Source organism: Prosthecobacter sp. (assembly GCF_044378005.1).
Lineage (GTDB): Bacteria > Verrucomicrobiota > Verrucomicrobiia > Verrucomicrobiales > Verrucomicrobiaceae > Prosthecobacter.
Genome location: NZ_JBILYB010000020.1, coordinates 48931 through 58496, shown reverse-complemented (window position 1 = coordinate 58496; position 9566 = coordinate 48931). Strand labels below are relative to the sequence as shown.

10 protein-coding genes are annotated in these 9566 nt (G+C 60.4%); 7 read left to right on the top strand and 3 right to left on the bottom strand.

Annotated elements, in window-relative coordinates; all coding sequences use genetic code 11:
• The 7 genes from AC6FTP_RS06575 to AC6FTP_RS06545 form a co-directional block, all read left to right on the top strand.
• Positions 1-1321, top strand: a 1321-nt coding sequence (locus AC6FTP_RS06575; RefSeq protein ID WP_497206106.1) for a hypothetical protein, incomplete at its 5' end; no start/stop codon positions are given.
• A gap of 9 nt (positions 1322-1330) precedes the next feature.
• Positions 1331-2056: a hypothetical protein gene (locus AC6FTP_RS06570; RefSeq protein WP_497206105.1), complete on the top strand. Its 726-nt coding sequence runs from the start codon at positions 1331-1333 to the stop codon at positions 2054-2056.
• A 42-nt stretch (positions 2057-2098) separates the two neighbouring features.
• Positions 2099-3634 (top strand): hypothetical protein, encoded by a 1536-nt coding sequence (locus AC6FTP_RS06565; protein ID WP_497206104.1) that lies wholly within the window; start codon positions 2099-2101, stop codon positions 3632-3634.
• Between the two features lie 12 nt (positions 3635-3646).
• Positions 3647-4054 (top strand): SufE family protein, encoded by a 408-nt coding sequence (locus AC6FTP_RS06560; protein ID WP_497206103.1) that lies wholly within the window; start codon positions 3647-3649, stop codon positions 4052-4054.
• A gap of 6 nt (positions 4055-4060) precedes the next feature.
• On the top strand, positions 4061-4849 hold the full coding sequence (locus AC6FTP_RS06555) for a TatD family hydrolase (RefSeq protein WP_497206102.1): 789 nt from the start codon (positions 4061-4063) through the stop codon (positions 4847-4849).
• Positions 4850-4900: 51 nt separating this feature from the next.
• On the top strand, positions 4901-6349 hold the full coding sequence (locus tag AC6FTP_RS06550; protein WP_497206101.1) for a hypothetical protein: 1449 nt from the start codon (positions 4901-4903) through the stop codon (positions 6347-6349).
• 14 nt (positions 6350-6363) lie between these two features.
• Positions 6364-6639: an acylphosphatase gene (locus tag AC6FTP_RS06545; RefSeq protein WP_497206100.1), complete on the top strand. Its 276-nt coding sequence runs from the start codon at positions 6364-6366 to the stop codon at positions 6637-6639.
• A 5-nt stretch (positions 6640-6644) separates the two neighbouring features.
• On the opposite strand, the gene AC6FTP_RS06540 is transcribed toward AC6FTP_RS06545, so the two are convergent.
• The 3 genes from AC6FTP_RS06540 to AC6FTP_RS06530 form a co-directional block, all read right to left on the bottom strand.
• Positions 6645-7292 (bottom strand): c-type cytochrome, encoded by a 648-nt coding sequence (locus AC6FTP_RS06540; RefSeq protein WP_497206099.1) that lies wholly within the window; start codon positions 7290-7292, stop codon positions 6645-6647.
• 105 nt (positions 7293-7397) lie between these two features.
• The gene (locus AC6FTP_RS06535) at positions 7398-8276 is read right to left on the bottom strand and encodes a DUF58 domain-containing protein (RefSeq protein ID WP_497206098.1); all 879 of its coding nucleotides are present in this window, start codon (positions 8274-8276) and stop codon (positions 7398-7400) included.
• A complete protein-coding gene (locus tag AC6FTP_RS06530) occupies positions 8269-9555 on the bottom strand; it encodes an ABC transporter permease (protein ID WP_497206097.1) in 1287 nt (428 codons plus the stop codon). The genes AC6FTP_RS06535 and AC6FTP_RS06530 overlap by 8 nt, the downstream gene beginning before the upstream one ends.
• Positions 9556-9566 lie beyond the last annotated feature (11 nt).

Genomic DNA, 9566 nt, shown 5'->3' with positions numbered 1-9566 from the left:
GGCTTTCATCAGCAGGCTGGATGAGGTGGAGTTTTCTGAAGCCATGCCCCGTGATCTCATCGAGCAGGTCATGCATGCCTCGCTGAGCACGTTGGGAGATCGGGTGACGCTTATTGATGATGATGATCGCCGCGTGCAGGTGCTGATCGGTGGTGTCACGCAGGCTCTGCTCGGCGACTACGATCAGCTCATCAAAGCCTCCGATCAGATGCAGCGCGGTCAGTTGATCAAGCGCATCTCCTCCAGCGTCATGCGCGGAGGTGCGGCTGCCTTCACTGGGAATGTGGACCTCTTCATGCCGGGCGATGCAAAAGCGACGCTTGTGGTGAAGTCCACACTCTCCGGCATCGTGAAGGGCATCGAGGGGAAAGAGGATCTCTTCACCAATGAATCCCTCGAACTCATTTATCAAAGCGCACTCGTGGCTGTGGCTGAGAACAGCACCGTCTTTACCGATGACGCCCTGCTTTCCTCCATGATCAAAAACACCGTGACCGCGCTCACGAGCAAGCAGGCGCAAGCCGTGTTCGGTCAGGAAACCGTCTCCGCTATTGTGCAGGCCGCGCTCGCCACCGTGACGGAAAACATCGAGACGCTTGTGGACGTGGATTCGCCCGAGAAACAAGTGCTCGCCGATGCCGTCACTGCGCTGGCGAACGGCCTCGGGCAAAAGCTCGCTGGCAAAGCTTCTGCACGCGAGCTGCTGTCGAAAAAGCAGTTGGTTGAACTGACGAGCCTCGTCTTTGCCGAAGTGGCGCGGCATCCCGAGCAACTGCTGCATCGTGTCGGCGATGATGAACTCAAGACCGTGCTTGCCCAGATCGTCGGCTCCACCGCGAAGGCGCTCGGCGAAGATCCCAAGCGCCTCGTGAATGGAGCAAGCTACGTCACGCTCGTGCAGGCAGCTTTGAAAACAGGACTGCTGAATGCGGACAAGCTGCTCGATCTCGACACGACGAAGGTCAGCACGAACATCTTGTATCAAGTCATCAAGGAAGCTGCCGATGCCGTAAGTCAGCACCCAGATCCGCGCCGTCTCGTGAGCCGCGAAGTCTTCGTCACCACCGTCACCGGCATCCTCCCCATCGTCTCCGCGAATCTCGATCCTCTGCTCGGCAAAAGAGTGAAGGAACCCGTGAAAACCACCATCCGAATCATTTTGGATCAAGCCTCCAGCGGGGCCTTGGAAAACTTCGTCAATGGGGCAAATCTCGCCCCACTCATCGAGCAGATGCTACTCAAGGTACTGCGTGAGGAACTCGCCACCAGTGACACTGCCGCCGTCATTGCCACCGCCAAGATCATCCTCAAAACCCTCTAACCCATCGCCATGACCAAACTGCCTCTCCTCCTCATCCTGCCACTGCTGCTCAGCAGTTGTGAGATCTTCCATCGCGGCACGAAGACCAGCCTCGCGGACTACCAAAACGTCCGTGCCAAATACGAAGCCGCTGCCGAAGCCGACAACCTCGGCGATGGCGAAATCCGAGGCGCCGCCTCAGGCTACACGCAGGTCGTCAGCACGATCACGCCCGCCTTCATCAGCGGGCTGCCCGATGACAAGCTCAAGCCCACCGCCTGGATGATGCGTGGCATCTCTGAATGGCGCACGGGCAGCTTCAAGCCCGCTCTGCGAAGCGTCAGCGATGGCCTCTCAGCCCAGCCTGAGGCGGGCAATCGAGATCACATCCTGCTGCTCATGCTGCCCGCTTTAGTCATCGACTCCGAGCTCGTGCGCGACTGGCAGACAGCGGGCCAGAGCTACTCCCCCGAGGCCTATGCCCAGGTCGAAAGCGGCTACAAATCGGCCATGACCACGCTCGCCAGCGCCGAGGCAGCCTTCAGTCCAAAGACCAGCGACGACACGAAGAAGCTCTATTACCTCCACAAGAAGCGGCTCCTGCTGAACTGGGACAAAATCATCCGCACCATGGCTGCCGATGCTGAAACGAAAAAGCAGGCCAAAGCCGCTGCGGGCGCACATCTCGGCGTCAGCACCTTGTTTGATGCTGTGATCGCGGTGAACAACGCGCTGGCTCAACTGTCCGGCAGCTAGACTTTTGCCACGGCGACGAAACTGGGCATCTTCCACACCGTCATGTCCGCCCGCTCACATCGTCGCTCCAAGAAATCACCCCGTTGGCTCTTTGCCCTCATCGGGCTCGTTGTCATCGTGGTCGTGATGCTCATGCTGGCACCCATGCTCGTCATGAGCTGGGTGCGTGGTTATCTGCAAAAGGAAGCCTTTCGCGGCAAGATGGAGCAGTTTCTTGGCACGCAGATGAGGGGCACCGTCGCGCTCGATGCCCTGCGCTGGACTGGCGATGAAGTCACCACGCAATCCGCCGAAGCCACCACCGCCACCGGCTGGAAGGCTGAGATCAGCAGCCTGCATCTCGCGCTGGATTGGAATGCCTTCCGTGACCGCCAGTGGCGCATCATCAATGCCGGTGCAGACGGTTTGGATCTGAAGTTCGGAGCCCCGGCTTCAGCCGGAATCCATTCAGAACCGTCCGAAGCCGGAGCTCCTAACTCAAACTCAAGCTCCATCCCTTCCTGGCTGAAAGGTTACCTGCCGAACCAAACCGTTATCGACGGCCTCCGCTTTGATGCTTTCACGCTCACCTATCCCGGCGGCTGGTGGCTCAAAGAATCCAAGCTCCGCCTCGGCGCGTGGCAGCAGGGAGAGACGTCCGTGCAAGCCACGGTAGAAGGTGGCATCTTCGAGACTCCAGTGCAGCTTCCCGCGCAGCTTCATCCCATGAAGTTCAATCTCACGCGTGCCACAGCGCGTCTGAGCCGCGAGGATCTGCATCTCACCAACGCCACCTTGAGCTGGGTCAATGACAGCGAGATCACCGCGCGTGGCCATATTCGTCCGAAGGACAAGACCTGGGAACTCAACACGCACCTCACCGCCATCCCGCTGCGCGAGATCGTGAGCGATGACTGGAAGCTCCGGCTCACCGGTCTGCTCGAAGGTGATCTGAATATCACGGGCAGCCATGGCACTGATCCTAAAGTCGAAGGTGATGTGCAGCTCAAGAACGCCGTGCTCACCGCCATCCCGTTGCTCGACAAGCTCGCCACTTACACCCACGTCGATCGCTTCAAGCGCATCGTCCTCGACATCGCCAGCGCTCGTGTGCGTGGCAGCGGTCAGACACGGCATCTCGACAAGATCGTCATTCAATCCAACGGCCTCATGCGCCTCGAAGGCAGTGTCACCATCCAGGCCGGACAGATCGACGGGCGCTTCATGGTCGGCGTCACGCCCGAGACCTTGTCGTGGATTCCCGGTGCTCAGCAGCACGTCTTCACCAGCACGAATCCCACCGCACCCGCCGGCATGATTTGGACGCCGCTGCACATCAGCGGCAGTGTCGATGCTCCGCGTGAGGATTTGACTGAGCGACTCATCGGCGGAGCTGGCAAAGCTCTGCTCAATGCACCTGCGGAAATCGTCGGCAAAGCCGGTGAGACATTGCTCAAGCCGGTGCTGGGTGAAGACCTGTCCAAAAAGCCCGGCGAAGTCATGAAGAGCGCCACAGAAGTCCTTACCAACCCCGGCGATGCCGCCAAAAAAGGCATCGATCTGCTCCAAGGACTCGGCGGCGGATTGCTCGGAAAATAATACCTCGCTCTGATGTCTCTCGCCGCGAAACAAACCGAACTCATCGACGACCTCAACCTCATCGAAGACGCTCACGAGCGCCTCGCTGCGCTGACGAGTTACATTGCCCGAACTCGTCTTCCCGAAGAGCTGAAAACCGATGACCTCATCGTCCCCGGCTGCGTCTCTCGCGTCTGGGTTCTTGGCGAGTTGCGCGAGGGCCTCACGCACTTCCGCTGCGCTGCCGATTCACCGATGGTCGCTGGATTGATTGCTCTGCTTTGTGATCTCTACAACGAATCCACGCCCGCCGAGGTCGCCGCAGTCGAACCTGAAATCTGGACGCGCTGTGGCTTCACGAAGCTGCTCTCACCCACACGCCTGAACGGTCTCGCCGCCGTGCGTGGCAGGATCAAGGCACTCGCCCAACAATGGCAGTAGCTCGCCATGCTTTTCGACGCTCACAATCACCTCCAGGACACCCGGCTTGATGCGGTTCGCGACGAGGTGATGCAGCTTTTGCCGACGCTCGGCATCGGTGAAGTCGTGGTTGATGGCTCGGCGGAAGATGACTGGGAAGACGTCGCCAAACTCGCGAGGAGTTATGCATGGGTACGTCCTTCATTCGGCCTGCATCCGTGGCATGTGAAGAAGCGCACGCCAGCCTGGCAGGAGCGTTTGCGCGACTACTTGCACGCCTTCTCAAAGGCACCTGTCGGCGAGATCGGGCTGGATCGCTGGATCGCGAATCCAGACATTGAGGCGCAGATCGAATGTTTCCGCTGGCAGCTCGAACTCGCCACCGAACTCGATCGCCCCGCCACGATCCATTGCCTGCGCGCCTGGGGCTTGCTGGATGAGCAGCTCCGCACGCTTCGGCTGCCTTCTCGAGGTTTCCTGCTGCATTCGTATGGTGGCCCGGTGGAGATGATCCCCGGCTTCGTGAAGCTCGGAGCCTATTTCTCCCTCTCACCATACTTCGGCCATGCTCGCAAAGCGCAACAGCTCGCGACCTTTGCCGCCGTGCCGTTGGATCGTTTGCTCGCCGAGACGGATGCACCTGACATGTGGCCGCCTGACGAACTGAACCCGCATCCGCTTCAGCACGAAGGCAAGACGATCAACCATCCGGCGAACCTCCGCGTGAGTTATGAATTGCTCGCACAAGTGCGTGGCGTGGAGGTGGAGGAGTTGATCGGGCAGATCGCGCAGAACTATCGAAGGCTGTTTGGTTGAAAAACATGGGCACCTTGCGGCAATGGTGCATCTCACTACTGTCCGCGCCCGATGCTTAAACTTTCCCCCGCCGCTCTGCTTGTCCTGCTTCTTCTCGGAGGCGTGGGTGCTGGTGTCTGGATCTCTCAAAGACCGGCTTCTGAGCCAACCGTCAGCGCACCGAAAGAACCCGCCGAGGATCTGATGAAGCAGATCACCCTGCTCGAAGGTCAGGTGGAATATCTTCAGGGGCAGGTCGGCGCGCTTCAGGAGGAAAACACGCAACTCCTGCAAAAGCTCGGCACGCTGGGCATGAAGGGCGTGGCAAAGATGGATGCGACACCCCTGCCGACGGATGAGCCGCCGGACTTCGTCGGGCTCGGGATCGAGCTGATGAAGTTCCGCCAAATCAAAGCGCTGCCAGTGCCGACTGTGGGCGCGAGCATGGCGGAGGTGGAGGCTGCCATCCTGACGTGGTTGCGTGAGCAGCAGCCGGATGATGAGGCCCCGCGTTTCGCGCTCGCACTGACGGCGCTGGGCTGGATTGAAAAGCCCGTGGACCCGCTGCCGCTGCAGGCGGCGCTTCTCGCCCGCCAGCTCGGCGGCTGGTTCGATGCGAAGTCAGGCACCTTGCTCGTCATTGATGACAAACCCGAGCCGGGCAAACCCTCGCCAGATCGCCCCATGGCCGTGGCTTATGGGCAGCTCCTGCGCGAGTATGGTGGCACGCTTTTCCCGCCGCAGAGGGAGGGTGAACCACGGGCTCCATTGAGCACGGATGAACGTCTCGCACGACTCTCGCTGCTCACGGGTGATGCCGCTCTGACGCGCTTCCTTTACAGCATCCAGAATCCTATCCCGCAGAGTCCCACGGACCTGCCGCCTGAGGACCCCGATCATCCTCTGAATCAGGTGATGATGCCGCTCTACCTGCGCGAGCTGGCGCTCTTTCCTTTCGCTCGCGGCTTTGAGTTTGCCCAGGCTCTGCATAGCGCGGGGCAGTTTCCGCAATTGAACGCCGCCTACTCGCGCCCACCGCAATCTTGTGGCGAGGTCATCGAGCCAGAGCGCTTCCTTGATGCCAATCGCCTGCCGCCCGCGAAGGTCGAACTCGCGAGCACGGAGATCGCCGGAGAGACGCCTTATTGGGATGATCGGCTCGGGCGCTTCGCCACCTTCACCGCACTGCGAACCTACAACAGTGATGAGGACGCCGGACAAGGTGCGCGAGGTTGGAAGGGCGACCGTCTGCTAGCCTATGCCGCACCGGATCAACCACGTGATCACGCGGTGTGGCAGACGCTTTGGCTGACGCCGCAGGACGCCGCCGCCTTTGCCAAAGCCATGCGTTCCTGGCTCACGCAGCGCTACGACGTGAAGCCTATCAATGACGAGGCCGGTCAGCTCAAACTTGAGGCATTGGGACGACACATTCGTCTTGTCACCAATCGTGAGGGCACCGGTGTCTTGCTCATCGATGCCGCGAGCGCAGCATTTGCAGAAGCCGCCGCCAAGCTCTAAAGCACGCGCCTTTCATGCCCGCCAAACAGATCCTTTATTCCGGCCGCGTCCAGGGCGTCGGCTTCCGCTACAGCACGAAGCAGATCGCCTCTGGCTACGATGTCACGGGCACGGTGCGCAATCTTCCCGACGGGCGCGTGGAGCTGAAAGCCATGGCCCACGATGCCGATGAACTGGACGCCTTCCTCGCCGCCATCGACGAGAGCAATCTCGGCTCTCTCATCAAAGAACGCGAGATGTCCAGCATCCCGGCACTGGTGGGAGTGCGCAGCTTCAGCATTGAGCGATAAGCGGCCTACTTGCCTGCGGCAGGAGCTCCGAAAAGATCATCCGCCGCTTCCTCTGTCGGTGCTGGATTCAGCGTAAGGACGTAACTGACGACGTTCTTCATCGCCTGCTCGTCTTCGATGAAGAGCGTGGCCATCTGCACCATCTTCGCGCCCTTTTCATCGCCCTTCGCGGCACCGCGGTGGAGCTTCTTGAACTTCTTCAACTGATCCAGCAGATACCAGCCCTGCCGACCGATGAGAGGCGGGCTGCCGAAGGCCATCTCACCGCTCGCGTTGTAGCGGTGGCACTCCATGCAGCGCTCGTAAAACAACTCCTGGCCGCGCTTTACATCGGCTCCCGCGATCTCGCGCTCCTTCGGCGGCACGAGCGGCAGGCTTTCCACATACTCGGCCACGGCTTTGATCTGTTCGGGCTTCAGTGATTTCGCGATGGCGGCCATCATCGCGCCTTGCGGGTCCACGGCGGTGTCCGAGCCGCGTTTGCCATCGTGGAAGTTCGTGAGCTGCGTGGTCACATACCACACGGGTTCATTGGCGATGGAGGGAGTCCTGATCTCGATCTTGCCCTCACCTTTCTCGCCGTGGCATTGGGCGCAGACGGTTTTAAACAGCAAAGGCCCGGCTTCATCGGCGACGATGGGCAGGGCAAGCATGACAGCAGACAGAATGAGCGGGATGGGACGCACGCAGGCTTCAACGGGCCAACTCACCCATCTTTGGCAGGATGCACAAACGCGGTATAAGAAAGCACAAGTCTCTCACGCTGCCTCCACGGCATTCGTGATGATCCCTTCGGCGCGCAGCGCGGTCAGGAACTCCGCCTCCGCACTCACCCGAGCGAGCGCGATGCCATGTTTGGCGGCGGCGTTTTTCCACAGGTCAAAGTGGCGCGTGTAGGCACGGAGGTAGCGCTGCATGACATCCGACTCCACGCGGTGCTCGTGAGGCTGCTGTGTCTCTGCATCGATGAATTCGTAGTTTCCATCCCACTCCGGCGCGGCTTCGGCGGCGGCGAAGGGAGCGAAGACCAGCCCGCGTCCATTTCTTGAAGCCAGAGGCGCGAGCATGGGCTCGGGCTCGGCGGGGAAGAGGAGATCGCTGATGAAGACGCGCATGGCTCCGGCGCGCAAAGGCAGGCGCGAGAGCGCGGGGGCATCGCCTGTGGCGGGGAGTTTATCCAGCTCACTGACCCAGCGGCCCGTGACAAGCGCATCCACCTCCAGCGGCACATGCGCGGCACCCCGCACGGCAAAGGCGCGCACGGTGGCCCCGGTTTGCAGCGCGGCTTCGACGGTGTAGGCCAGCAGTTCGAGCGTACGTTGTTCCTTGGCGGGATAGGCAAACATCGACTCGCTGGCATCGAGGATCAGATCCACCAGCGGGCGGACTTCCTCGCGATACAGCTTCATCGTGTAGCTGCCGGTGCGCGCGTAGGCCTGCCAGTTGATCTGGCGCGGATCATCCCCCGGCATGTAGGAGCGATGATCCTGGAAATCCAGGCTGCTGCCCGTGCCTGTGCCCGCAAACTCCCCCGTCTGTCCACGCCAGCGCTGCTGACGGAAGGGCAGCTTCAGCACACGCGCCCACGCCCGGGCATGAGCCTGGATGGAGCGGAGGTCATCGGGGGAGTCACGCATGGGAGTCTTGAGAGGAGAAAGGTGCGCCTGAGGGGCTGCGGCGAGTCTGGTGGAACAGGGCACGCAGGGAGATGAATGTAGATAGGAAAATCCAGTGGCCATGGGTATAGAGACCGAAAGCACAGATCACCTCGCGATGTCCCCAAGGTAAGGATAAGGAAAGCGGCAGCCCGGCCAGCGGTGTCATGACGCCGAAATACCCAAATAAGTATCTTTCCTCATAGTGCATGGCCTCCGTCCCAGCCAGCAAAACGATGGCGAGGACAACAAGGCAGGCCTGCAGCAGCCACCAACGGCTGAGTAGTGAAAAGCTGGCGAGCCAACGGCGGGGCAGACAGACCGGCATCACGCTCGCCGCCATGAAGCTGGCAATGAGGAACCAACCTTGTTGATACCATCTACCCGCGATTTTACACATGCAGAGATGGATCAGAAAGGTCATCGCCCACAGCGCCAGACTTAAAAGCACTCCCATGGGCCAGCCAGGAGTAAACCAGTTCACTTTCACTGCCTGCGCTGCGAACCGGCTTTCTACCTCTGGCACCGACTCGCTGGAGAGATCCATGCTCAGCAACAGGCAGATTAGAAGTGCGGGAAACATAACCGCAATTTCAATGATTTTCTCCGCTTCATTCTGAGTCAGCCCCCAGGGCCTCACGAAACCAATCCACAAACTGACCAAGGTTAAGAAGCTCAGGACGATCAAACCCACCTTTCTTTTTAGCGCCTGCTGGCTGTCTCCCATGCCGGAAAGACGTGCCGAGCCCACGCAGAGGAAGACATAGCCCAGATAGACAGTAAGCAGGGTGATGCTCGAAAAGATCAGGGTTACTTGGGTCACTCCCATGGCCGAAAGCTTCGTCATGATTTCCTCTGCTTCATAGTCTTCGCAAGCCAGCACTCCAGCGAAGGCCCCCACAGCGAAAGCCCCCAGCCCTACCACCGCCGCTGTGATCAGCCGGGGAAACATTTGCCGCTGGGAAGAAAAGCCCACGAGCGCCGCTGTCACCAGACCCGATCCGACCACCAGCGCTGCCAGCGCCAGCACCTCACGGGCGATTTCAACCCCGCCGAACTGATACCGCACGATCATGTAGGGCAGCAGCGAACTGGCGACGAGCAGCGTCTGCGAGTAGAGCGACACCCACTTCCCCCACACGATGCGAAAGGAGGTGATGCCGGTGAGCATGAGCATCTCCAGCGTGCCATCTTTGACCTCCGCATTCAGCGCATTGAAGGCGCGGCTGGGCAGCACGCCGAGCAGGGTGAAGATGATCACGAGCCAAAACA

What these genes read in the sequence shown, in the direction of transcription:
- AC6FTP_RS06540 (WP_497206099.1), bottom strand. Translation starts at nt 7,292, where the DNA reads ATGCTTGCCCTGCCCATCGTCGCCGATGAAGCCGGGCCTTTGCTGTTT.
- AC6FTP_RS06545 (WP_497206100.1), top strand. Translation starts at nt 6,364, where the DNA reads ATGCCCGCCAAACAGATCCTTTATTCCGGCCGCGTCCAGGGCGTCGGC.
- AC6FTP_RS06570 (WP_497206105.1), top strand. Translation starts at nt 1,331, where the DNA reads ATGACCAAACTGCCTCTCCTCCTCATCCTGCCACTGCTGCTCAGCAGT.
- AC6FTP_RS06565 (WP_497206104.1), top strand. Translation starts at nt 2,099, where the DNA reads ATGTCCGCCCGCTCACATCGTCGCTCCAAGAAATCACCCCGTTGGCTC.
- AC6FTP_RS06550 (WP_497206101.1), top strand. Translation starts at nt 4,901, where the DNA reads ATGCTTAAACTTTCCCCCGCCGCTCTGCTTGTCCTGCTTCTTCTCGGA.
- AC6FTP_RS06560 (WP_497206103.1), top strand. Translation starts at nt 3,647, where the DNA reads ATGTCTCTCGCCGCGAAACAAACCGAACTCATCGACGACCTCAACCTC.
- AC6FTP_RS06535 (WP_497206098.1), bottom strand. Translation starts at nt 8,276, where the DNA reads ATGCGTGACTCCCCCGATGACCTCCGCTCCATCCAGGCTCATGCCCGG.
- AC6FTP_RS06555 (WP_497206102.1), top strand. Translation starts at nt 4,061, where the DNA reads ATGCTTTTCGACGCTCACAATCACCTCCAGGACACCCGGCTTGATGCG.